Origin of the sequence: Arthrobacter sp. ISL-65, assembly GCF_018613795.1 — a bacterium.
In the GTDB taxonomy this organism is placed as follows: domain Bacteria; phylum Actinomycetota; class Actinomycetes; order Actinomycetales; family Micrococcaceae; genus Arthrobacter.
Genome location: NZ_JAGGPN010000033.1, coordinates 36,692 through 60,505, shown reverse-complemented (window position 1 = coordinate 60,505; position 23,814 = coordinate 36,692). Strand labels below are relative to the sequence as shown.

16 protein-coding genes are annotated in these 23,814 nt (G+C 66.8%); 7 read left to right on the top strand and 9 right to left on the bottom strand.

The window, feature by feature from the left end:
* Positions 1-29: 29 nt before the first annotated feature.
* Entirely contained in the window at positions 30-698 is a 669-nt protein-coding gene (gene lipB / locus J7I85_RS14020; RefSeq protein WP_214852612.1) for a lipoyl(octanoyl) transferase LipB, read from the bottom strand.
* A gap of 165 nt (positions 699-863) precedes the next feature.
* Between lipB and J7I85_RS14015 the strand changes: the two genes are divergently transcribed.
* Positions 864-2,657, top strand: a complete 1,794-nt coding sequence (locus J7I85_RS14015; protein ID WP_251024341.1) for a protein kinase — start codon at positions 864-866, stop codon at positions 2,655-2,657.
* 20 nt (positions 2,658-2,677) lie between these two features.
* Here J7I85_RS14015 and J7I85_RS14010 read toward each other — a convergent pair whose 3' ends face one another.
* Positions 2,678-3,571 carry a TIGR01777 family oxidoreductase gene (locus J7I85_RS14010; protein ID WP_214852610.1) on the bottom strand — a complete coding sequence of 298 codons (894 nt, stop codon included), beginning with the start codon at positions 3,569-3,571 and terminating at the stop codon, positions 2,678-2,680.
* A 73-nt stretch (positions 3,572-3,644) separates the two neighbouring features.
* On the opposite strand from J7I85_RS14010, the gene J7I85_RS14005 reads away from it, so the two are divergent.
* Positions 3,645-7,238, top strand: coding sequence for a S41 family peptidase (locus J7I85_RS14005; protein WP_214852608.1), 3,594 nt, complete (start codon positions 3,645-3,647; stop codon positions 7,236-7,238).
* A 98-nt stretch (positions 7,239-7,336) separates the two neighbouring features.
* On the opposite strand, the gene J7I85_RS14000 is transcribed toward J7I85_RS14005, so the two are convergent.
* From J7I85_RS14000 to J7I85_RS13980, 5 genes are all read right to left on the bottom strand, one after another.
* On the bottom strand, positions 7,337-7,768 hold the full coding sequence (locus J7I85_RS14000) for an OsmC family protein (RefSeq protein ID WP_214852606.1): 432 nt from the start codon (positions 7,766-7,768) through the stop codon (positions 7,337-7,339).
* Positions 7,769-7,963: 195 nt separating this feature from the next.
* Positions 7,964-8,314: a hypothetical protein gene (locus tag J7I85_RS13995; protein ID WP_214852603.1), complete on the bottom strand. Its 351-nt coding sequence runs from the start codon at positions 8,312-8,314 to the stop codon at positions 7,964-7,966.
* Between the two features lie 147 nt (positions 8,315-8,461).
* Entirely contained in the window at positions 8,462-10,207 is a 1,746-nt protein-coding gene (sucB, locus tag J7I85_RS13990) for a 2-oxoglutarate dehydrogenase, E2 component, dihydrolipoamide succinyltransferase (RefSeq protein WP_214852601.1), read from the bottom strand.
* A gap of 117 nt (positions 10,208-10,324) precedes the next feature.
* Positions 10,325-11,707 carry a dihydrolipoyl dehydrogenase gene (gene lpdA, locus J7I85_RS13985; protein ID WP_214852600.1) on the bottom strand — a complete coding sequence of 461 codons (1,383 nt, stop codon included), beginning with the start codon at positions 11,705-11,707 and terminating at the stop codon, positions 10,325-10,327.
* Positions 11,708-11,948: 241 nt separating this feature from the next.
* A complete protein-coding gene (locus J7I85_RS13980; RefSeq protein ID WP_214852599.1) occupies positions 11,949-13,466 on the bottom strand; it encodes a leucyl aminopeptidase in 1,518 nt (505 codons plus the stop codon).
* Between the two features lie 206 nt (positions 13,467-13,672).
* On the opposite strand from J7I85_RS13980, the gene J7I85_RS13975 reads away from it, so the two are divergent.
* The 4 genes from J7I85_RS13975 (at position 13,673) to J7I85_RS13960 (ending at position 19,178) form a co-directional block, all read left to right on the top strand.
* Positions 13,673-14,611 (top strand): proteasome assembly chaperone family protein, encoded by a 939-nt coding sequence (locus J7I85_RS13975; RefSeq protein WP_190603358.1) that lies wholly within the window; start codon positions 13,673-13,675, stop codon positions 14,609-14,611.
* Between the two features lie 93 nt (positions 14,612-14,704).
* A complete protein-coding gene (locus J7I85_RS13970) occupies positions 14,705-16,045 on the top strand; it encodes a nitrate/nitrite transporter (protein ID WP_214852598.1) in 1,341 nt (446 codons plus the stop codon).
* Between the two features lie 176 nt (positions 16,046-16,221).
* Positions 16,222-17,631, top strand: a complete 1,410-nt coding sequence (locus J7I85_RS13965) for a DUF4192 family protein (protein ID WP_214852597.1) — start codon at positions 16,222-16,224, stop codon at positions 17,629-17,631.
* Between the two features lie 278 nt (positions 17,632-17,909).
* Positions 17,910-19,178 (top strand): RNA polymerase sigma factor, encoded by a 1,269-nt coding sequence (locus tag J7I85_RS13960; RefSeq protein WP_214852596.1) that lies wholly within the window; start codon positions 17,910-17,912, stop codon positions 19,176-19,178.
* 282 nt (positions 19,179-19,460) lie between these two features.
* Here J7I85_RS13960 and J7I85_RS13955 read toward each other — a convergent pair whose 3' ends face one another.
* Both J7I85_RS13955 and J7I85_RS13950 read right to left on the bottom strand, forming a co-directional pair.
* The gene (locus J7I85_RS13955; protein WP_251024340.1) at positions 19,461-21,137 is read right to left on the bottom strand and encodes an HNH endonuclease; all 1,677 of its coding nucleotides are present in this window, start codon (positions 21,135-21,137) and stop codon (positions 19,461-19,463) included.
* Positions 21,138-21,243: 106 nt separating this feature from the next.
* Positions 21,244-21,465, bottom strand: a complete 222-nt coding sequence (locus J7I85_RS13950) for a hypothetical protein (RefSeq protein WP_214852595.1) — start codon at positions 21,463-21,465, stop codon at positions 21,244-21,246.
* A 225-nt stretch (positions 21,466-21,690) separates the two neighbouring features.
* Here J7I85_RS13950 and J7I85_RS13945 point away from each other — a divergent pair, with 225 nt between their 5' ends.
* A complete protein-coding gene (locus J7I85_RS13945) occupies positions 21,691-23,796 on the top strand; it encodes a type IIA DNA topoisomerase subunit B (RefSeq protein WP_214852594.1) in 2,106 nt (701 codons plus the stop codon).
* Positions 23,797-23,814: the final 18 nt, after the last annotated feature.

The window sequence follows — 23,814 nt, the reverse complement described above, 5'->3', positions numbered from 1 at the left end:
CAGCATTTTCCGGCCTTCTGGTGCCAGTGTCACAGGAGAGCTCCTTCGGGGGTTGCAACTAGGGCGTCTTCATTGTTGCGCAGTTCCTCGATGATCCGCGAAACGAGATCGGCGGGAGATACGTCGCGGCCCGTTTCCTGGGCGATGGTGGTCACACCGGCATCGGTGATTCCGCAAGCGATGATTTGACCGTACGGTGCGAGGTCGTTGTTGCAGTTGATGGCGAAGCCGTGCATGGTCACGCCCTGGCTGACCCGGATGCCGATGGCAGCGATCTTGCGGGCGGGGCCCTTGGCATCCTCCTCGATCCAGACACCCGCACGCCCCTTGATCCGGACCGCCGTGATGCCATAGTCCGCGAGCACGGCGATGATCACGGCCTCCAGGCGCCCCACGTAGTCGCGGATACCGGCCTTGTTCTTCAGCTTGATAATCGGGTATCCGATGAGCTGGCCCGGTCCGTGCCAGGTGAGCTTGCCGCCGCGGTCCACCGTAACCACAGGGGTGCCGTCGAAGGGCCGCTCGTGATCCTCGGTCAGCTTTCCGGCCGTGTAGACGGCGGCGTGTTCCAGGAGGAGTACCGTGCTGGGGGCCTTGCCGGCCAGGACATTTTCATGGATTTCGCGCTGGAGGTCCCAGGCGCGGCTGTAATCGACGAAATCCGGGGCAAGACCGAGCTTTGTGAACTCAAGAGTCATGCGTTCCAGCTTAGACCTCAGCCAGCTTCCTGCCTGATAGTGTGCCCAACCTCTCATCCCGTTCCCGGTCACATGCCGCGCTTATCCTGCGGAGGGCGAAGCGCGCCCGTGCCTGCCTGTGGATAACTTCTGCAGGAATTTCCGGTTTCCGGTACTCCTTAAGCCATGGACCAGCACAGCTTGGACATTCACAGCGCGAACATGCACGGTTCCGTGGAGGAGGCGCCTGCTGTCGCGGGCTACTCCGTATGCCGCCGGCTTGGCCGTGGCGGCAGCGCCGATGTGTGGCTGGTTTCGCAGGACATCACCGGCGTGAGGCTTGCCCTGAAGTGCTTCGGCCGGCCATCCGGCGCTGCTGCGGCAGGCATGGCTGAATCAGGCACTGCGAACTCACAGCCTGCCGTGACGCGGGAGGAGGATGTCCGCCGGGAACTCCTGGTCATGTCCGTGCTTGACCACGAACACCTGGTCAAGGCCTATGGCGTGGTCAGGACCGGTGAACCTGAAGAGGGCAGCCTCGGCCTGCTGATGGACTACGCGGCCGGCGGCTCGCTCCGGCAGCTGGTCACGGCGAGGGGCGCCCTGAGTGTGGGCGAGACGGTCACGGTCCTGACGCCGATCGCGCAGGTCTTGGGCTATCTGCACAACAACGGCTTCACGCACTCGGACGTCGCACCCGGCAACGTACTCTTTACCGCCCATGGAAAGCCCCTGTTGGCAGACCTTGGCGTGGCCCGCATGGTGGGGGACGCTTCCGGCGTTCCGGATCTGCACACCGACGGCTTTGCTGATCCGGCCCGGGTGGACGCGGTCCGGGCCGGACTGCAGCCGGAACGCGACGTCTATGCGGCCGCCGCCTTGGGCTGGTACTGCCTCACCGGACAGCCCCCGCCGCCATCCGCGGCCAGACCGCCCCTCGCCCTGCTTGTTCCGGACGTGCCGGCGGAGCTCGCGGCAGCGCTGGAGGCGGGGCTCAGCGATGACCGGCGGCAACGTCCGGCTGCCGCCGAGCTTGCCACGGCTGTGTACCGCAGTGCGGCCGCAGCACCTGTGGACCTGTCCCGCTCGGTGCATGACACCGTCTTGCCCGAGTTGCTGACGCGCAGGCCTGTCCCGCCGTCCGGCGGACGGCTGAGGAAGCGCCTGCTCGCCTGGCGAAGGCGGCTGACGACCACGGGATGGGCCAGGGCTCTGGGCCGGCTGTCACCGCGTGGAGCTCCGGCGGCCCCGGCCCCGGCCCCGGCGATCAGGCACGCGGCCGCCGGGAGTACCGCGCTCAGGCACGCGGAAGTCACGCACGCCGGCAGGCGGACGGTGGACCCCCGGCAAGACGCGGTCAGGCACGCGGCAGCCAGGCACAGGACAGACACGCATAGCAGCCGCCGTCCGGCAGTGGCTGGCGGCGTGCTCACGGCGGCGGTGCTTGCCGGCGCCGTGCTTCTGGCGCTGCCCGGAGCGGTGCAGGAAGCGGGCCTCCCGGCGGGCAGTCCCGGATCCTCTCAAGGTGCCGGCCAGCCGGGTGATGTCCTCCCTGAAGATGGCCTGCCGGATGATGTCCGGCGGCGGCTCGCGGCGAAGGATCCTCTAGAGGCGGTCCACGGACTGGCGCAGCTGCGTTCGCTGGCGCTGCGGGAGGGCAGGCTGCATTTGCTCGACGACGTCAACGCCCCGAACACCCCGGCTCAGGCCGCAGACAGACGGATCCGCACCGGACTGGAAAAATCCGGGACGGTGCTGGACGGGTTCACCACAAGCCTCTCCGGTGCGCGCCGCCTGCCCGAAAGCACGCCTGCGAGGGCAGTGGTGGCGGTGACGTCATCGACCGCGGCTTACGAGGAGCGATCGGCCGGAGGCGCCGTCGTGGCCATAGGAGCGCGGCAGCAGGATGTGAGGCTGCGGCTGGTCGTGGTCCCGGTGGAGGGACGCTGGCGCATCGCGGACATCCTGCCGGCGGACTGAACACCAACTGAACCGAACAGCTACTTTTCGCCGGCCACCCACCCGGCGGCAAGCGCCACCGTCGGATGCTGCCAGGTGAACCCGCTGTCCCTGAGCAGCGTTGGCTCGATCCGCTGGCTCGCGAGCAGGAGTTCGTCGGCCAGCTTGCCCATGACGAGGCGCAGCGCAGGGGCCGGCGCGCGCAGCAGGGCCGGCCGGTGAAGCGCCCTTGCCAGTCCCGCCACGAGGGTGTTCACGTCGGCGGGTTCCGGCGCCGCAACATTCACGGCGCCCGAATTCCCTGACGTGAGGAGGAACCCGAACGCGGAGGTGAGATCGGGGAGGGTGATCCATGGCCAGTACTGCCGGCCGTTGCCCAGCGGACCGCCAATGCCTGCCCGCAGCAGGGGCAGCAGGCGGCCCATCGCTCCGCCCGACCGGCTCAGCACCACTGCGGTCCGCGGGGTCACAATCCGGACTCCGGACGGGGCCTCGCGGGCTGCCGTCTCCCACTCGACGCAGATGCGTGCCATGATGCCCTGCCCGGCGGGGGAGTTCTCCGTCAGCGTCGACTGCCCGGCGTCGCCGTAGTAGCCCGAACCGGACTGGCTGATGAAGGTACGCGGTGGCGAGTCGAGCCGACGCATCGCCGAGGTAAGCGTCCGGGTGGGATCAAGGCGCGACCGGAACAGCTCATCGATCCGATGCGGCGTCCATGGCCTGGCGCCAATGTTCGCGCCGGAAAGATTGATGACGGCGTCGGCTCCCTCAAGGGAAGCCGGGTCCAGGGTTCCGGTGGCGGGATCCCACGGGATTTCCGACGGGGACGACGGCGGCCGCCTTACCAGCCGGACGACGTCGTGCCCGTCGGAGGTTAGGCGGGAGGAGAGTGCGGTTCCGATGAGCCCTGAGGCGCCGGCCATGACAATGCGCATGATCCATCTCACCATGCCCGGCACGGCAGGGCACCTCCCCGATGGCTCATGTCACGTTGACTATGATCGAACGATGACCTCTTCGAGTTACCTCCGGTTCCCTCATGTTCACGGCGATCTGGTCACATTTGTGGCCGAGGACGACGTCTGGATTGCCCCCCTCAGCGGCGGCCGTGCCTGGCGTGTTTCCTCGCTCCAGCTGCCGGCCCGCAACCCGCGCTTTACGCCGGATGGAACGAAGCTGGTCTGGACGGTCGTGCAGGGGACGGCTCCCGAGGTGGTCATCGCTGATGTCGACGGCGGGGGGTACCGCCAGCTGACTTTCTTCGGGCACAGCACCACTCGGGTTAAAGGCTTCACCCCCTCAGGGGACATCGTGGTCACCAGTGCGTTCCGCCAGGCCGAGAGCCGCCACACGCACGCTTACCGGCTGTCCACGGAGGGCGGCTGGGCCGAGGAGCTCCCGCTGGGACCGGTCGAGTCCGTGGCGTTCGGCCCGGAACTCGGGGACGAAAAGCCGGTGGTGGTGGGCAGTGTGCTGTCCCGCGAACCGGCCTGGTGGAAGCGATACCGTGGCGGCACCGCCGGCAAGCTTTGGATCGACAGCGACGGAAACGGCGAGTTTGAGCGGCTCCTGCCGGAGCTGGACGGCAATCTGGCTGACCCCATGTGGGTAGACGGGCGTATCGCCTTCCTCTCAGACCACGAAGGCTACGGCAACCTGTACTCGGTCCTGCCCGGCGGCGGGGACCTGCGGCGCCACACCGACCACGAGGACTTCTACGTCCGCCACGCCTCCACGGACGGCAAGCGCGTCATCTTCGAATCGGCGGGTGAGCTCTGGCTCCTGCATGACCTTGGCTCGGAAGCGATCCGGCTGGAGATAACGCTTGGATCGGCGTCCCAGGGCCGCCGTCCCTCACTCCTCAGGGTCTCCAAGCACCTCGGCGACGTCCGGCCGGACACCGCAGGGGAAGCCAGTGCTGTGGAGGCCCACGGAACAGTCCACTGGCTCCGGCACAAGGACGGACCGTCCCGCGTGGTCGAGGCAACGGCCGGCGTGCGCGCCCGCCTGCCCCGTCCACTTCCGGACGGCCGCATCGCGTACGTGGCTGACCACGACGGCGACGAGGCCCTGTTCATCAGGGAGATCGCCCCACAGGTCCCGGCACACGACGCCGCAGTCCATGCAGCCGCAAAGGCCGCAGCAGCGGCCAAGACCATTGCTGCCCCGGACACCGCAGCCGCCGGTGATCAGCCGGAGCCCGCCTCGCCGGCAGTTCCCCTGCCCAGCCCCGTTTCCGCCGCCGGCGTCGCGGGGCCCCGCGCCACCCACCCGGTGGCCGACGACGCTGCGGCCGACCTCGCCCCGGCGGAGGCAGCGACCGGGACTGCGGCCGGCCAGGCAACCGGCACCGTTGCGGGCGGTGCAAGCCAGCTCACGGTCCGGTTCCCCAAGCCTTCACGCGCCAGCGCCATCGAAGCCAGCCCCGACGGCCGCTGGATCGCGATCGGAACCGCCTTTGGCGACCTGTACATCGCTGACACCCAGGACGGCGCACTGACGGTGGTAACCAGTATCGGCGAGGGCAGCATTGAGGACCTCGCCTGGTCGCCGGACTCCGCCTGGCTGGCCTGGTCTGAACCGGTGACGTCCTTCGGGTCACGCAGCCGCCTGCGCCTGGTCCGCGCCAGCGCCCGGGAAGCCAACGCCAGGGAAACCAGCGCCGCGGAGGTCAAGACCGGTGAGGCCGCCATTGTGGAGGTGACGGACGGGCGCTTCCGGGACGAATCGCCGTCGTTCTCCCCGGACGGCAAGTTCCTGGCCTTCCTCTCCAACCGCAGTTTTGATCCGGTCTACGACGGCCATTCCTTTGACCTGTCCTTCCCCAGCCCGATCAAGCCCTATCTGGTGGCCCTCGCGGCGGACACCGCTTCGCCGTTCGGCCCCAGCGTCGCCCTGGCAGCCGGAGCCAACGAACAGGACGGCACCGCAGCCCAGTCCGGTGCAGCCGCCGAAGGCCAGACGGCGCCGGCCGCTGTCAGGGTGGACGCCGAAGGCCTCGCCCACCGGGTCATCAGCGTCCCGGTTCCGCAGGGCAACTATTCGGCCCTGACTGCCGCAGACGGAGCGCTGCTGTGGCTCGACAGCGCGCTTGCCGGAGTTACCGGGGAGGGCAGGGCAAGCCTGGAGGACAAGAACGCTGCCCCGAGCCTTGTCCGCTTCGACCTGGCCAAGCGCAAGAGCACCATCCTCGTGGACGCCCTGAACAGCTACCGCCTGTCCGGCGACGGCCGGAAGGTGGTCCTGGTCCATGACAAGCAGATCCGGGTGGTGCCCTCCGATGCTAAGGCCGACGAGGACTCCGGCCAGTTGGTCATGGTGGACCTCACGCGCATCCGGGTCCTGATGGATCCGCTGAGCGTCTGGGGCCAGGCGTTCGACGAGGCATGGCGGCTGCAGCGCGACTTCTTCTGGACCGAGGACATGGCGGGCCAGGAATGGGACTCCATCCACACCCGCTACCGTCCGCTCGTGGAGCGGCTCGGATCGCATGACGACCTGGTGGACCTGCTGTGGGAGCTGCATGGTGAGCTCGGCACGTCCCACGCCTACGTACGCCCGGCGGCAGCCACCGAAAACGGCAGCAACGGCCAGGGCCGGCTGGGTGCCGACCTCGCGTTCAACGGCGAGGGCTGGGAAATCGAGCGCATCCTGGCCGGCGAATCGTCGGACCCGCTGGCCACCTCACCCTTGACCCGGCCGGGCGCCGACGCCAAGGCCGGGGACGTCCTGCTGGCAATCGACGGCGTGCGCCTCACAGAGTCGCTGACCCCGGCCATGCAGCTGGTGGGCGCGGCGGGGCGGGCGGTGGAACTGACCATCCGCAACGGCGCCGGCCATGGCCCGGCATCCGGAGCCCAGCGCCGGATCGCCGTCGTCCCCATCAAGGATGAGGAACGGCTCCGGTATCAGGACTGGGTGAATGCCAACCGCCGTACGGTACGCGAAGCGTCGGACGGCAACTTCGGCTACCTGCACATTCCGGACATGCTGGCCAACGGCTGGGCGCAGCTCCACCGTGACCTGGACACCGAGACGGCGCTTGACGGCCTGATCGTGGATGTTCGCCGCAACCGCGGCGGGCACACCTCCCAGCTCGTGGCCGAACTGATCGGGCGGAAGGTGACGGGCTGGAGCATGCCCCGCGGCGAAAAGCCCCGGACCTATCCGCACCACGCGCCGCGCGGTCCGGTCATCATCCTGGCCGATGAATTTGCCGGTTCCGATGGCGACATCATCACGCAGGTCTCGAAGCTGCGTGGCATTGGCCCGGTGATTGGCACCCGCACCTGGGGTGGCGTCGTCGGCATCGACAACCGCTTCACGCTGGCCGACGGAACAGGCGTGACCCAGCCCCGCTACGCCACGTGGTTCGGCGGCGGAGTGGGCTGGAGCGTCGAAAACCACGGCGTGGCTCCGGACATCGAGGTGACGTTCCCGCCGCACGCGTATGCTGCCCGCCGGGACCCGCAGCTCGAATCCGGCATCACGGCGCTGAAGGAGATGGTGCAGGAGCTGCCCACGGACCGGCCGCCGGCCCGCGAGGGCTACCGCCGGCTGCGGCCGGAACCGCTGCCGGCCCGGCGCCAAACGCAGGCGTAAAGCGAAGGCCCTGGGGGTTCTGGTGTTCCAGAACTCCCAGGGCCTTTGCTGTCGGCGCCGCCACCAAGCGGCGAAGCCGGGAAATTAGGCCGGGAACATTAGGAAGTTGCGAGCGTGGCGTCGAGGGTGATGTCGATGCTGGCGAGGGCGCCGGAAACAGGGCAGCCGACCTTGGCTTCCGCTGCAATCTTCTGGAATTCATCTTCCGAGATGCCTGGGACCTTGGCATTCAGGGTCAGGTGGCTGCCCGTGATGCCAGTGCCGGGCACGAAGGTGACATCCGCCTTGGTGTGAACCTCTTCCGGCGTGTGGCCGGCCTGGGCGAGTGCGTGGCTGAAGGCCATGGAGAAACAGGCCGAGTGAGCGGCGGCGATCAGCTCTTCCGGGCTGGTCTTGCCTTCCGAGGCCTCGGTGCGGGCCTTCCAGGTGACCTCGTAGGTGCCCAGTCCGGAGCTGTCGAGCGTCGTGTTGCCTGCGCCCGTCATCAGGTCGCCGTTCCATACTGTGTGTGCGGTGCGTGTTGCTGCCATGTCCACTCCTTAACTTGGGTTCAGTCCTGGGCCAGGCTGCCGCCCGGCCCTTCCTGCTCAATCCTATGGATTAGGTGCCTCCCGTGCACGGGTTGTCCGCTGTCAGAGGATTATGACCGGAAGCGCCAAAACGACGACGGCGACGCCCCCCGCGGGAGGGGGCGTCGCCGTCGTCGTTGGCATGGCAGGGGGCGGTTACCGCCAGAGCGTCGCGATAGCGACGTTCAGCAGAGCCAGCCCACCCACGCTGTGGGCCAGGCCGGCGGAGATCGGCTCGCCCTTCTTGTACTTGCGGCGGCCGATGAAGGCCAGCACGCCGACGACCAGGGCGACGCCGATCTTGATGCCCAGCTTCGCGTAGTTGGCGTCCATGTCGAGCGCGGGGATCAGGCCCATCATCACGATGCCGGTGAGGAGCTGAAGTGCCGCGCCGTCGAACTGCCGGGGATGGACAGTCGGCTTCTTCATGTTGCCGATCCAGATGCCGACGATCATGGCGGCGCCGACGATGTGCAGGAAGACCATGACGTTATAGACGATGTTCATGGCACCAGTCTAGCCAGATACTTCTACGCGCCGTAGTAAGGAGAGGCGGCGGTTCGCGGCGCAGATTTACCAAACAAAAGACGACGGCGGTGCGGACGCCGGTGGCATACCACCGGCGCCCGCACCGCCGTCGTCGTTGGCTGTTGGTTACAGTCCCAGGTCCGCTTCGAACGCGCCCTCTTCGAGGCGGGCCTTCAGCGTCTGCAGGAAGCGACCGGCGTCCGCACCGTCCACCAGGCGGTGGTCGTAAGTGAGGGACAGGTACATCATGGAGCGGATGGCGATCGAGTCGTCACCGTTCTCGTCCTGGACCACCACGGGGCGCTTGACGATCGCACCGGTGCCCAGGATGCCGACCTGCGGCTGGTTGATGATCGGGGTGTCGAACAGTGCGCCGACGGAGCCGATGTTGGTGATGCTGAACGTACCGCCGGACAGTTCGTCCGGGCCGATCTTGCCGTTGCGGGTGCGGTCCGCGACGTCGGCGATCTTGCCGGCGAGGCCCGCGAGGTTCAGGCTTCCGGCGTCGGAGATGACCGGAACCAGGAGGCCCTTGTCCGTGTCCACGGCGATCGCCAGGTGCTCGGCGTTGTGGTACGTGATTTCCTGCTTGTCCTCGTCGTACGCAGCGTTGAGCGTGGCGTGCTGCTTGAGTGCCTCGGCCACGGCCTTGGCGATGAAGGGCAGGAAGGTGAGCTTGACGCCGTTCTGGGCCTGGAACGAGTTCTTGGCCTTCAGCCGCAGCTTGGCCACCTTGGTCATGTCCACTTCGTGCACCTGGGTCAGCTGGGTGGAAACATCCAGCGACTCACGCATGCGGCGGGCGATGACCTGGCGGATACGCGGCGCCTTCTTCACGGTGCCGCGCAGCGATGATGCTGCTGCCGACGGAGCAGCGGAAGCTGCGGCAGGGGCTGCCTGCGCTGCGGCTGCCGGAGCGGCCTTGGACTCAGCAGCGGCCAGGACGTCCTGCTTGCGGATGCGGCCGCCGACGCCCGTGCCGGAGACGGAGGCGATGTCCACGCCGTGCTGGTTGGCGAGCTTGCGGACCAGGGGAGTGACGTAGCCGGACTCGCCGCCTGCGGCCGGAGCGGCCTGCGGTGCGGGTGCAGCCTGGGGCGCGGGCGCTGCCTGGGGAGCCGGCGCGGGGGCTGCTTCCTGGGCCGGAGCAGGCGCGGCGGCGGGCTTCTCAGCTGCCGGTGCGGGCTGTTCCGCTGCGGGGGCGGCGGGAGCCTCGGCGGGCTTCTCGGGAGCTGCAGCAGGAGCAGCGGCGCCGGAGCCGATGACGGCGAGGACAGAGCCAACCTCGGCGGTCTCGTCCTCGTTGACGCGGATTTCCTGCAGCGTGCCGGCCACGGGGGACGGGATCTCGGTGTCCACCTTGTCGGTGGAAACCTCGAGCAGCGGCTCATCAACTTCAACGGTGTCGCCAATGGCCTTGAGCCAGCGGGTGACGGTGCCTTCGGTGACGCTCTCGCCAAGTGCCGGCAGAGTGACCTCGTGGCCTTCGCCGGAGGCGGCGGGTGCTGCCTCGGCTGCCGGTGCTTCCTGGGCCGGTGCTGCAGCGGGTGCCTCTTCGGCGGGGGCTGCGGCCGGTGCTTCCTCGGCCGGGGCTGCTGCGGCGGGCGCCTCTTCGGCGGCTGCGCCGCCGCCCGAGCCGTCACCGATGCGCACCAGCGGGGCGCCAACTTCAGCGGTCTCATCTTCGGCGACGAGGATTTCCTCGATGACGCCGGCGATCGGAGAGGGGATTTCAGTGTCTACTTTGTCGGTGGAAACCTCGAGCAGCGGTTCGTCCACCTCTACCCGGTCACCTACCTGCTTGAGCCAGCGGGTGACAGTTCCTTCGGTGACGCTCTCACCGAGGGCGGGCAAGTTAACGGATTCAGACATGTCGTCCCCGTTCTCCTTTATTGATCTAAAGTGCGGATGATTGCTGCATTGTTCGGGCCTGGTGCACGCTGCTGTTCGAGCCGGGTGCACCAGGCCCTGGTTGTCTTGCGGAACGAATTAGCCGTGAAGGGCTTTGCCGGCGAGGGCAAGGTTGGCCTCGCCCAGGGCCTCGTTCTGGGTCGGGTGGGCGTGCAGCAGCTGGGCCACATCCTCCGGGTAGGCTTCCCAGTTCACGATCAGCTGTGCTTCGCCGATCTGCTCGCCCATACGTGAGCCGAGCATGTGGACGCCCACCACGGGGCCGTCCTTCTGGCGGACCAGCTTCACGAGGCCGCCGGTGCCGAGGATGGAGCTCTTGCCGTTTCCGGCCAGGTTGTACTCCTGGATTTCCACCTGGTCGTCGCCGAACTTCTCCTTCGCGGCCTTTTCGGTGAAGCCGACGGTGGCGATCTCGGGTTCGGAGTAGGTGACCTTGGGGATGTTGACATCCTCGACGATGACGGGCTTCAGGCCGGCAATTTCCTCGGCCACGAAGATGCCCTGCTGGTAGCCGCGGTGGGCGAGCTGGACGCCGGGGACAATGTCGCCGACGGCGTAGACGTTGCCCACGCCGGTGTGCAGGCGTTCGTTGGTGATGACGAAGCCGCGGTCGATGGTGATGCCGGCCTCTTCGTAGCCCAGGTTGGCGGTCACGGGGCCGCGGCCGACGGCCACGAGGAGCAGTTCGGCTTCGAAGGTCTTGCCGTCAACAAGGGTGACCTTGACGCCGTCGTTGTTCTGTTCGACGCCCTGGAAGAAGACACCGGTGGAGAACTTGATGCCGCGCTTCTTGAATGCACGCTCAAAGTTCTTGACGATCGCTGCGTCCTCGTTCGGGACCAGCGACGGCAGGCCCTCAACGATGGTGACGTCGACGCCGAACGACTTCCAGACCGAAGCGAACTCGACGCCGATCACGCCGCCGCCCAGGATGATGACGCTCTTGGGGATGTAGTCCATGGTGAGTGCTTCGTCGGACGTGATGACCTTGCCGCCGATTTCCAGGCCCGGCAGCGACCGGGAGTAGGAACCCGTGGCGAGAACGATGTTCTTGCCCTTGTAGGCCGTGCCATTCACGACGACGGTGTCGGTGCCCTGCAGCTTGCCTTCACCTTCGATGACGGTGATGCCCTTGGACTTGATCAGGCCCTGCAGGCCCTTGAACTTGCCGGCGATGATGCCGTCTTTGTAGGCGTTGACAGCCGTGATGTCGATGCTGTCCAGGGTGACGTTCACGCCGTACTTGGCGGAGTCGCGGGCGTGGTCTGCCAGTTCGGCCGAGTGCAGCAGCGCCTTGGTGGGGATGCAGCCGTTGTGGAGGCAGGTACCGCCGAGCTTGCCCTTCTCCACAAGGCCAACGGTGAAGCCAAGCTGAACGGCCCGGAGAGCCGTGGCGTACCCGCCGCTGCCACCACCGAGTACCAGGATGTCGAATTCTTGCGCAGTTGCCTGATCGGCCACTTAGACGCTCCCTCGCGTGAACGATGACACGAGAGTACGCATCATCTGGTCTTGGAAATTGCTCTGCCGTGATTATGCCAGCAGGCCATTTCCCTTTCATTTGTGACTACTGTGGTTCACCTTAGCGAACCACTTATCCATGCTCCACCTTGCCGGTGCTTTTGTGGAGCGCTTGTGTCGAGTGTCACGCGGCTGTGTGGCGAGCGGATCACGCTGCCACACAGCCGCGCGGCATACGGGCTCAGGCCAGGAGATCCTCGACGTAGGCCACCAGCGTGCGCACGGTGCAGCCGGTGCCCTGCTTCGGCGTATAGCCGTAGGGCGCCCCGTTGTTGAAGGACGGGCCGGCGATGTCGATGTGCGCCCACGGGATGGTCTGGCCGCCCTTGTCCTTGCCTACGAACTCGCGCAGGAACACGGCCGCCGTCATCATGCCGCCGTGGCGCTCACCGATGTTGGCGATGTCCGCCACCTGGGAGTCGAGGCTGGGCCGCAGCTCGTCCGGCAGGGGCATGGGCCACACGAGCTCGCCAGCCCGGTCCGCGGCTGCCTTCAGCGGGCCGGTCACGCTGTCCGCGCCCATGATGCCCGCGGTCCTGTTCCCGAGCGCGATCAGCTGCGCGCCGGTCAGGGTGGCAACGTCGATGATGGCGTCCGGGTACTCCTGGCTTGCCGCGACGATGCCGTCGGCCATGACCAGCCGGCCTTCGGCGTCGGTGTTAAGGACTTCGACCGTCTTGCCACCGAACATGGTCAGCACGTCCGCGGGACGCGACGCGGCCCCGGAGGGCATGTTCTCGGCGATGCACAGCCATGCGGTTGCCTTGACGGGCAGTCCCAGGCCCGCGATGGCCAGCACCGTATTAAGCACGACGGCGGCTCCCGCCATGTCGCTCTTCATGTCGCCCATGCCGAGGGCCGGCTTAATGGAGATACCGCCGGTGTCGAAGGTGATGCCCTTGCCGACCAGAGCGATTTTCCGGGTGGCCTTGGCGGGGGAGTACTCCACCTTGACGAGCCGGGGCTGCCGGGCGGAGCCCTTGCCGACGCCCATGATGCCGCCGAAGCCCTCCTTCTCCAGGCGCTTTTCGTCCCACACCGTGACCTTGACGGGCAGTCCCTTGGAAAGGTCCTTGGCGGCGTCAGCGAACGACTCGGGGTAGAGGTGGCTCGGCGGCTGGTTTACGAGTGAGCGGGTGGCGTTGACGGCCTTGCCCAGCAGGCGCGCACGGTCAAGTGCCGCGTTCAGGTCCTTGTCGCCGGCCAGTTCGGTGAAGATCGCGACGTCGGCCACGGGTTCCTTGAGGCCGTCCTTGGAGGAACGGAATTCGGTGAAGGAGTACGCGCCCAGCGCGGCACCCTCGGCGATGGCGGCAACATCGGCGACAGTCGCCGTCGGGAACGCCAGCGTGACCGAGGGCAGGCCGGCAAGCTGGCGGACTGCGGAGCCGGCGGCGCGGCGCAGCGCCTCGCCCGAGACCTTTCCTCCGGCGTCGACCTTGCCGACGCCTGCCAGGACCAGGATTCCGGGGCCCGTTTCCGGAAGGCCGGGAAGGCGGACCGCCTGGTCCGGAGCGCCGGTGATGCCGAGGACCTTCAAGGAGTCGGCCAGTGCCTCGACGGACTTCGCCGTCAATGGGTTTTCCAGCAGGAACGGGCCGTCCGTACCCTGTCCGACGCCGATGACCACTGCGTCGCTTGCCGCCTTCTTCAGGTCCCTTGCAATGGCACTAAGGTTGACTTCAGTATTCTTGACCACGAGGATCGGTCCTCAATTCTCTGTGATTGTTCGGGCAGGGAGCGCAGGCAAAAGAGCCAATTCCGATCGTAGTCTCTCGTTCCGCAACTACGGGGAAGCCCCCGGGACCCGGACCGGTTGAGAGCCGCGCCACAGCGCCCTGAGGAATGACGCCGCCCTGCCGGGCGTTATGCAGATTAACTCCCTGACCACGAAAGGAACTCGCCGTGTTTGAAAGGATTTCCGGCTCGCTGCTGGACCCCGACGCGCTCTATGCCAAGAACATTGGGCTGTTCCATAACCCTGAGCTCCGCGGGCTGAACCTGGTGATGGGCTTCACCGGTTTCGCCGATGCCGGCCACGTGGTCCGGCAGATCACGGACGAGCTTCTGGACACACTCGACTCCGAACGTGTGGCTGTGTTCGACGCCGACCAGCTGATGGATTACCGGTCCCGGCGCCCGCATGTGACCTTTGTCGAGGACCATCTGCAGGACTACCAGCCGCCCACCCTCGCCCTGTACAGGCTGGTTGACGGGCTGGGCAAGCCCTTCCTGTTCCTCGCCGGTTTCGAGCCGGATCTGCAGTGGGAACGTTTTGCCCGTGCCGTGGTGCAGATCGTCGAGGCACTGGATGTGAACCTGGTGACCTGGATCCACTCAATTCCCATGCCCGTGCCCCACACCCGCCCGGTCGGGGTGACTGTGCACGGCAACCGGCCGGAGCTCATTGAAGGCATCTCCTCCTGGAAGCCGACCGTGGAAGTGCCGGCCGCCGTCGGGCACGTCCTGGAACTCCGCCTGACCGACGCCGGCCGCAATGTTGCCGGGTACGTGATTCACGTGCCGCACTACCTGGCCGAGGCGGAGTACCCCACCGCTGCTGTGGCTGGGCTGGAGTACCTGGGGGCAGCCACGTCGCTGATGCTGCCGACCGACCGGCTGCGCGAGTCAGGCCGCGAAGTGGGCCGGCAGATTGCCGAGCAGATCGAGGCCTCCGAGGAAGTCCAGCAGGTGGTGGCCCGGCTCGAGGCCCGCTACGACGAAAAGGCCGAGGGCACGGTGCGCCGGTCCCTGCTCGCCAACGAGAACGATGAACTGCCCGACGGCGACGCCCTGGGCGCCGCTGTGGAGGCCTACCTCGCCCGGGAGAACCCCGCCCCGTAAGCCCCGTCACTGGGAGGCATAAGACTCGTCACTGCTGGGCCAAAACCGGACCAATTAAATAGTATTTTTGCTGGCGCTGGGGATAATAAAAGGGTGACTGCACCCCGCGCCTGGCTCATCTGGTCCATTGGCATCTTCTCGTACCTCGTGGCTGTGACGCAGCGTACGTCGTTTGGTGTGGTCGGACTGGAGGCCACCGAGAGGTTCCATGCCAGCGCCTCGGCCATCTCCTTTTTTACGGTGCTGCAGCTGCTGGTGTACGCCGGACTTCAGATCCCGGTGGGCGTGCTGGTGGACAGGTTCGGTTCCCGGGCCATGATTGCCGGGGGCGCCCTGCTGATGGGCCTCGGCCAGCTGCAGCTGGCATTTGCGGACAGTGTTCCGGCAGGTGTGCTGGGCCGCGTCCTCGTGGGTGCCGGCGACGCCATGACCTTCATCTCCGTCATCCGGCTGATCCCGCTGTGGTTCGCGCCTGCCCGGGTTCCGCTGCTGACCCAGCTGACCGGCATGTCCGGACAGCTCGGCCAGTTGCTGAGCGTGGTGCCGTTCGCCTTCATCCTGCACACCGCGGGCTGGACCCCGGCGTTCCTTGCGCTGGCGGGATTCTCCGGTGTCGCCGTCGTGCTGGTGGTCCTGATGCTGCAGGACGTGCCGCCCGGTACGCCCAAGCAGGACGCAGCCAAGGGGCTGCGCGCCACGGGAGTTTCCCTGTCGCGTGCGTGGAAGCAGCCGGGGACGCGGCTGGGGATGTGGAGCCACTTCACCATCCAGTTCAGCGGCACGGTGTTCGCGATGACCTGGGGCTACCCGTTCCTGATTTCGGCGCAGGGGCTCGACGCCGGCACCGTCGCCTCGCTCATGTCCCTCTACGTGGCCGGCGCCATCGGGGCCGGGCCGCTGATCGGACGTTTTGTCGCGCGGCACCCCCTCCGTCGCTCCACCATGGTCCTCCTCCTCGTCGCTGCCACCGCGGCAGCCTGGGCAGCTGTGCTGCTGTATCCCGGCCGGTCACCGCTGTGGCTGCTGGCCGTCCTCATCGTGGTGCTGGCCATCGGCGGCCCGGGCTCCATGATCGGCTTCGACTTCGCCCGCACCTTCAACCCGGCCCACCGGATCGGGACCGCCACGGGCATTGTCAACGTGGGCGGCTTCTTCGCAGCGCTGATGGCCATCTACCTGATCGGCGCCGTCCTGGACATCCTCAACTCCACGGGCTTTTCCCGCGGGGAGCTCTATGGCCTGGAACCGTTCCGCATCGCGCTCTGCGTTCACTTCCTGATCCTCGGCGTCGGCTCCACCGCCATGATGGTGGTCCGCCGCAAGGTCCGCCGGCAGATGGCTGCCCAGGGCGTGGTGGTGCCTCCGCTGTTGCAGGCAATGGCCCAGCAGCGTAGGGCACGGATTGCCCGCCGCAGGACTCCTTCCCGCGATTAGGCGCTGTTCCCGCTGACGGCGCCACTGGACTGCTCGTGGGGCCCTGCTCCTCAGCAGGCGCCTGTTGTCCACATAGCGCAGGTGTCCACATAGCGCAGGTCTCCACATACCGCAGGTCTCCACATACCGCAGGTCGGGTATCGCGGACGCGGTGACCGCCGGCGGAAGCTGTTTTCATGACAGCACCGGAGCATCTCACTATCAGCGGACCCGAAGACATTCTTGGCTACATCCCGCACAGCCTTGGGTATTGGCCCTCGCAGAGCCTCGTGGCCATGACCATGCAGGGCAAGCGCCTCGGAGCGACGCTTCGGGTCGACCTCCCGGAGGGCCGCGGACGCCGCGGCCGGGAGGCGTTCGCCAGGACTGTGGCGGAGTACCTTCTGGCGGATAAGGAAGCTGACGGCACACTGCTGGTCTTCTTTACCGACGGCCTTAACGACGACGGCAGGGAAAGTGCGACGGCGTGGTCCTTTCGGCCCTTACTCGCCGATCTGGAATGCGCGCTGGGCCTGGCCGGCATGCCGGTGCGGGATGCCTGGCGCGTCGGCGACGAGTACTGGCGCAACGTCTACTGCACTGACAGCAGCTGCTGCCCGCCGCCAGGCCGGCCCATTGCCGAGATCCGTGACAGCCGGCTCAATGCCGAAATGGTGTATCTGGGCAGCAGCGTCGGCGCGCCTCCCGGGGATGCACTACCCGGGAATGCCAATACGCCGGCAGCGGAGGATGCGGCTGTCACGGCAGCTGAACGCGACTGGACTCTGGCCCTGGCCGGTAAGGGGACCCATCGGGCGCAGTTCGACGCGGTCCTCGACGCCTGGACAGCAGCGTTGGAAGCCGTTTCGCCTGAAGCCGTTCCCGGGGGAGCCGTCCCGGGGGGAGCCGGTCTACTTGCGGCCCGTCCACTCTCAGGCGTTTCGGGCCGCGGGCTTGAACCGGAACTCGCCGGCTTCCTGCGCGCGTCCCTCCGTGTTCCGGCATGGCGCGACGCCGTCCTGGTCATGGCGGCCGCGGGACGCGCCGCAGCGGCTGCAGGGGCGGAAGCCTTTGGGATTTTCTCGGCGGGGGCAGGATCGCCCGTGTCCTGCCCGCCGCTGCCGGAACCGCATCTGTCTCCGAGCGGGCTTGCTGGCCCGGCAAGCGACGCCCGCGAGGCGTCCGCGGTACCCGGAACAGAACAGGGCGGTGATCGTTCCGAACAGGGCACTGCCACCCGTTGTCCTGGGCAGGCGCCGGTCTCCAGCTCCGGCCGGAATGCCTTGCCCGGCTATGGCGAAGTCCTGTTGGGCCTGAGTCCACCGGTGCCGGACTGGGACACGCTGAAACGCCTGGAGGGCCTGATGGTGGAGCTGTCGTGCGGCGGGGGTGAGGCGCAGGCCGCGGCACTAACGGCGACCGGCTGGATCGAATGGTGCCGGGGGAGGGGTTCCTTCGCGCATGCATCACTGACCCGGGCTCTGGAAGCGAGTCCGGGATACCGGCTGGCCGAGCTGTTGTCCGAGGTGGTCAGGCGTGGGACGATCTGCGGCTGGGCAGGTCGCCGCGAGGCCGCGTGGCAGAAATTCGGAGCGGACGCTGCTTAGAGCCTGACCTGGCGAAGCCGCCACGCCCCACCCCGGGGTGTATTACGGCCCGGTCGGCCCCTGGCACGGAAAATCATGAGACAATGGAGGCCTAGACCCGGTTGGGTCCGTGAATCAATGCTTGCAGTGGATCCCAAACGGGAACATTGCGGCCGCCCCGGCAGTTCTACTTAGTGGCTCTGTCGGTCGGATGCATCTGATGTCGATCACGGACTTGACAGGGTCATAGTGGTGTTGCCCGAAGGTGACTCCACAGACCGCCGCTAGAAAGGTTTTCTGTGACCCCGTCTTCCGCGAAGAAGGAACCCGCCGCCCTGGCCGTTGAAACTGCCGAGGAGAAGCCGGCGGCATCCAGCGCCAAGCGTCCCGCCACCCGTGCCGCTGGGAAGCCCGAGCCCAAGAAGCGCGGACCGAAGCCCGGAGCCAAGGCTGCGGCCGAAGCTGCCGGAAGCCGCTCAACCGATGACGACGCGGAAGCCGAGGAGGACCTCGACGAAGCGCAGCCCGACACCGCTGATCTGGTCGATGAACCCGACGAGGCCGGCAAGGAAGCCGCAGCGCCTACCGGTTCGGGATTCGTTTACTCTGACGCCGATGACGACGACGCGCCTGTCCAGCAGGTCATGTCTGCCGGCGCCACCGCCGACCCCGTCAAGGACTACCTGAAGCAGATCGGCAAGGTAGCCCTCCTCAACGCCGAGCAGGAGGTTGACCTCGCGCTCCGCATCGAGGCCGGCCTGTTCGCCGAAGAGAAGATCGCCGCCGACGACGGTTCCATGGACCCGAAGTTCAAGCGCGAGCTTGAGTTCATCATCCATGACGGCAAGCGCGCCAAGAACCACCTCCTCGAGGCCAACCTCCGCCTCGTGGTGTCGCTGGCCAAGCGCTACACGGGTCGCGGCATGCTGTTTCTGGACCTCATCCAGGAAGGCAACCTCGGCCTCATCCGTGCCGTCGAGAAGTTCGACTACACCAAGGGCTTCAAGTTCTCCACCTACGCCACTTGGTGGATCCGCCAGGCCATCACCCGTGCCATGGCGGACCAGGCTCGCACCATTCGCATCCCGGTGCACATGGTGGAAGTCATCAACAAGCTGGCCCGTGTCCAGCGCCAGATGCTGCAGGACCTGGGCCGCGAACCCACGCCCGAGGAGCTGGCGCTCGAGCTCGACATGACCCCCGAGAAGGTCGTCGAGGTGCAGAAGTACGGCCGCGAGCCCATTTCGCTGCACACCCCGCTCGGCGAGGACGGCGACTCCGAGTTCGGTGACCTCATCGAGGACTCCGAAGCCGTAGTGCCTGCCGATGCAGTGAGCTTCACCCTGCTGCAGGAACAGCTTCACTCCGTGCTGGACACCCTGTCTGAGCGCGAAGCCGGTGTTGTTGCCATGCGGTTCGGCCTCACGGATGGCCAGCCGAAGACTTTAGACGAAATCGGCAAGGTCTACGGCGTTACCCGTGAGCGCATCCGCCAGATCGAATCCAAGACCATGTCCAAGCTCCGCCACCCGTCCCGGTCGCAGGTCCTGCGGGACTACCTGGACTAGGAAACGCTGGGCTAGTACACGCGAACAAAGGCCAGGCAATCCGCCGGAAAACCGGTGGAATGCCTGGCCTTTGTCGTGCCCGGGTGTCCTAGTGCTGGCACGCGAACCCAGAAAAGCTGCGCGTGTCCGTGCCTGGCGCCACGGGAGTTCGTCCCAGGGTCGCAAGCCATGACCTGGGTCGCCTGTCGGCAACACTCGATAAAGTAACCAGCCCGTTGGGGTACTCAGTCAGCAGTCACCCCGACTCGGGCGACAGGGCCCGGCCGTTCCGGGGTATCTGGTTCAGGGATCGCTGGATCCAGAGTGACTGGTTCCACCCGGACCGGTTCCCGATAGCCCGCTTCCAGGCAACGGCGGTGCGGTGGAGTGGTAGCTGTGGCCGGTTGGCGTAGTGATCTCCACGGTGTGCCTCGGACCCGGTCTGGGTTGGGCTTTCCAGCCGGGCAGTTCTTTGGTGTGGTTGCAGGCTTCGCACAGTCCGGCGCCGTTGGCGAGGGTGGTGGTTCCGCCGTCGTGCCAGGGGGTGATGTGGTCGTGGTGGCGGATTGGGGCGTCGCAGTAGGGGGTGCGGCAGGTGTCGTCGCGGATGTGGATGAAGCGTCGCAGTGGTGCCGGGAAGAGCCGTCTTCGTGAGTCCATCGCGACGAGGTCACCGGTTCCGGGGGCGGTGTAGAGCCGCCGGATCCAGGTCTTCAACTCTTTCGCGGCGGTTGTATCGACCTCGCCGGGCTGGCCGCGATCCGGCCGGCCCGGATGCTGGAACTGGGCGGAATGTTGTCCCTGCGTGATGAGATCGCGTGCCCAGGCACCGGGGACGATGCCGTAGCCGGGTATCCGGGCGGGTTCGCTGTCGCCTTGGAGGAGGGTCCGGTCGGTCATGACGAGGTTGAGTTCGATGCCGGTGATGCCGGCGGGGGTCCCGGTGGTCCACTCGACCAGGGTGTCGGCCTTGATCTGGCCGCGGGAGCGCGGGTCCCCGGCAGCCCGAAGGGAATCGGCCTGCCGGGTCAGCGCCGAGTACACGGCGACGCCCTGCTGAACAGGCAGCAGCGCCGTCAGATAGGTCATGCAGTCCGGCGCCGGGCGCAGGCTCACCCTCCGTTCCGACGCGGCATGACTGGCCCGTTGGGCCACGGAACGGGGGTCCCTGCGGGTGGCCGCGGCCCGGACCGCGGCGATCACGGTCCGGGTCCCGACACCGGTGAAGGTTCCGGTGTCCGCGGCGAGTTCCTCGTCAACGGCAGTCCGGTCGGCCGGACTCAGGCAGTCGGTCTCTTTGGCTACGTGCATGACGCGCTCTTCGTTGAGCTGTCCGGTGTCCAGGGCGGCGAGGGTGTGGGGCATCTGCATCAGGGCTTTTGCTGTGCCGAGCAGCCGGCCGCCCCGGTTTGGGGACTCGCGCCGGGCCAGCGCGATTTGTTCGGCTGCGCCCAGGTCCCTGTCTTTATCGCGGTCCTTGCCCAGGTTCTCGGCGGTCAGTGGCGCCTGGTCGGCGTGATCCTGGCGGTGACGGGCTTCGAAGGCCACCGAAAGCCGTGCCTGTTGCCCGGAAGCCCAGCACTTGACGTCCTCGTACGCGTGGATCTGGTCGATCAGCCCGGCATTGTCAGCGGTGAGGTCAGCAGTCGGGAGAAAAGAACCCGAGGTAGTTGTAGGGGTAGCGGCCGCAACGTGCCAGGAAGTAGCGGCTCCGGAGGGAACGCCGCCATCAAATGGGCTGCCGCTAAAAACGCTGTCGTCAAAGAGGTCCTCGTCGAAAGGACGGCCGGCAAAGAGAGCCTCGGGAAAGGGGTCCTCAGGAAAGGATGCCGGAAACGCGGCGTCGAGATCATCGTCATACGGCAGCCCGTTGTACGGGTCGGCGTGGAGAACCGCGGCGCCAGGGAAAGCAGCCGCGGGCAGAGTGCCGGCGCCCGCGTCGGCCGCAAGAGCCTGCTCCGATACCCCGATTCCATCCATACACACAGTCTGATGAGGGGGACTGACATTTAAGTGTTTCCGGGCAGCGCCAGGTAAAGAAAAAGCCAGGGCCCCGCGCGGGGGCCCTGGCTTTGAGCTTTGTTGTCTAGTCGACCGGAACCGGTGCCTTTTCGTGCAGCCGGTCCGTCTCATCGTGCCAGTCGGAGCTGAGCGGCCTAAGGGTCGCTTCGACAGCGCGTGAATGGTGGGCGCAGAAGAGCAGCTCACCTCCGGAGGACTCGAGTGCAACGCGGACGTATGCCTGCGCTCCGCAACGGTCACATCGGTCAGCTGCGGTTAGCGTGCGGTCGGCAACTGCTGTTGTCATGTCGGCCTCCTTAGTAGATCTGTACATCTATATAACCAGCATTCGCTGCCAAATCATGGCAAGGATGGGTCACTTTCGCTGTCCGCGTATCACGTGTGCGTAACGAACCGCCGCAGTTCGCCGCCGTGTCAGGAGTGGCAGTCCGGCGTTTGGCGGCAGCAGGACTAGGCTAGAGGGAGCCTTTTAACGCCGATCCGGCCTGTTCCTCAAAGGAGTTCACTACCTGTGGCACCGAGTTCTGATTACACCGCCCGCCACCTTTCGGTGCTGGAGGGGCTGGAGGCCGTGCGCAAACGCCCCGGTATGTACATCGGATCCACGGACTCCCGCGGGCTCATGCACTGCCTGTGGGAAATCATTGACAACTCCGTCGACGAGGCGCTGGCCGGCTTCGGCCACGACATTAGGATCATCCTGCACGCGGATAACTCCGTAGAGATCCACGACGACGGCCGCGGCATTCCCGTTGACGTCGAACCAAAGACCGGCCTCACCGGCGTCGAGGTGGTCTTCACCAAACTGCACGCGGGCGGCAAGTTCGGCGGCGGCTCCTACACCGCCTCCGGCGGCCTCCACGGCGTGGGCGCCTCCGTCGTCAACGCGCTCTCGGCACGCCTCGACGCAGAGGTGGACCGGGGTGGCAAGACGTACAGGATGTCGTTCCGTCGCGGCGAGCCAGGCCGTTTCAACGACAACGGCCGGCCCAGCCCGGCCGCCACGTTCGCACCGTTTGTCGAGGACTCCGTCCTTGACGTGGTCGGCAAGGCCAAGCGCGGCGTCACCGGAACGCGCATCCGCTACTGGGCGGACACCCAGATCTTTACGGCGGATGCCCGGTTCTCCTACGAGGAACTGACCGCCCGTGCCCGCCAGACCTCCTTCCTCGTCCCGGGCCTCAAAATCACCCTCCGCGATGAGCGCAAGCTCCCCGGCACGCCCGGTGAACTGGGAGCGCACGAGGAAGTGTTCCACCACGACGGCGGCATCTCCGAGTTCGTGGAATTCCTCGCCGCAGACTCCGGGGTCACGGACGTTTGGCGCCTGCACGGCTCCGGCAAGTTCAAGGAAACCGTCCCTGTGCTGGACGAGAAGGGCCACAGCAAGATCGCGGAAGTGGAACGCGACTGCGAAGTGGACGTCGCACTGCGCTGGGGGATCGGCTACGACACCTCTGTCCGCAGCTTCGTGAACATCATCTCCACGCCGAAGGGCGGCACCCACCAGGCCGGCTTCGAGCAGGCCCTCGTGAAGACCTTCCGGAAGACCGTGGAAGCCAACGCTCGGAAACTGAAGGCCGGCAACGACAAGATCGAGAAAGACGACATCTTCGCCGGACTCACCGCCGTCCTGACCGTGCGCCTCGCCGAGCCGCAGTTCGAGGGGCAGACGAAGGAAATCCTCGGCACCTCGGCGGTCAAGGCCATCGTGGCCCGGGTAGTGGAGAAGGAGATCGCAGCCAAGCTCAACTCCTCCAACCGCAACGACAAGGCCCAGTCGGCGCTGCTGCTGGAAAAGATCGTCAGTGAGATGAAGTCACGCATCTCCGCCCGTGTCCACAAGGAGACTCAGCGCCGCAAGACCGCGCTCGAGTCGTCCTCCATGCCCACCAAGCTCGCGGACTGCCGCACGGACGACGTCGCCCGCTCCGAACTGTTCATCGTGGAGGGCGACTCGGCCCTCGGCACCGCGAAGCTGGCGCGCTCCTCCGACTTCCAGGCACTCCTGCCGATCCGGGGCAAGATCCTCAACGTCCAGAAGGCCTCCGTGGGCGACATGCTCTCCAACGCCGAGTGCGCGGCCCTCATCCAGGTGGTCGGGGCCGGCTCCGGACGCAGCTTCGCGATCGAGGCAGCGCGCTACGGGAAGGTCATCCTGATGACCGACGCCGACGTCGACGGCGCGCACATCCGCACACTGCTGCTCACCCTGTTCTTCCGCTACATGCGGCCCATGGTGGAGGAGGGCCGCGTGTTCGCTGCCGTCCCGCCGCTGCACCGGGTGGAAGTCGTCAACCCCGGCCAAAAGGCCAACGAGATGATCTACACCTATTCCGAGGCCGAACTGCACGCCCTGCTGGCGAAGCTCGCCGCCGAGGGCAGGAAGTACAAGGAACCCATCCAGCGCTACAAGGGCCTTGGCGAGATGGACGCCGAACAGTTGGCGGAGACCACCATGGACCCCCGGCACCGCATGCTCCGCAAGGTGAACATCCAGAACGCGCAGCAGGCGGAAGCCACCTTCGACCTGCTGATGGGATCGGACGTCGCGCCGCGCAAGGACTTCATCATCGCCGGCGCGTCCAGCCTGGACCGCGAACGGATCGACGCCTAAGCGCCGGCGCCGAATCCA

Bases quoted from the DNA above. Each gene is read 5' to 3' on its own strand.
- J7I85_RS14010 (WP_214852610.1), bottom strand. From the start codon at position 3,571: ATGCGCATTGTCATGGCCGGCGCCTCAGGGCTCATCGGAACCGCACTC.
- J7I85_RS13955 (WP_251024340.1), bottom strand. From the start codon at position 21,137: ATGGATGGAATCGGGGTATCGGAGCAGGCTCTTGCGGCCGACGCGGGC.
- J7I85_RS14000 (WP_214852606.1), bottom strand. From the start codon at position 7,768: ATGGCAGCAACACGCACCGCACACACAGTATGGAACGGCGACCTGATG.
- J7I85_RS14015 (WP_251024341.1), top strand. From the start codon at position 864: ATGGACCAGCACAGCTTGGACATTCACAGCGCGAACATGCACGGTTCC.
- J7I85_RS14005 (WP_214852608.1), top strand. From the start codon at position 3,645: ATGACCTCTTCGAGTTACCTCCGGTTCCCTCATGTTCACGGCGATCTG.
- J7I85_RS13965 (WP_214852597.1), top strand. From the start codon at position 16,222: ATGACAGCACCGGAGCATCTCACTATCAGCGGACCCGAAGACATTCTT.
- J7I85_RS13995 (WP_214852603.1), bottom strand. From the start codon at position 8,314: ATGAACATCGTCTATAACGTCATGGTCTTCCTGCACATCGTCGGCGCC.
- sucB (WP_214852601.1), bottom strand. From the start codon at position 10,207: ATGTCTGAATCCGTTAACTTGCCCGCCCTCGGTGAGAGCGTCACCGAA.
- J7I85_RS13950 (WP_214852595.1), bottom strand. From the start codon at position 21,465: ATGACAACAGCAGTTGCCGACCGCACGCTAACCGCAGCTGACCGATGT.
- lipB (WP_214852612.1), bottom strand. From the start codon at position 698: ATGACTCTTGAGTTCACAAAGCTCGGTCTTGCCCCGGATTTCGTCGAT.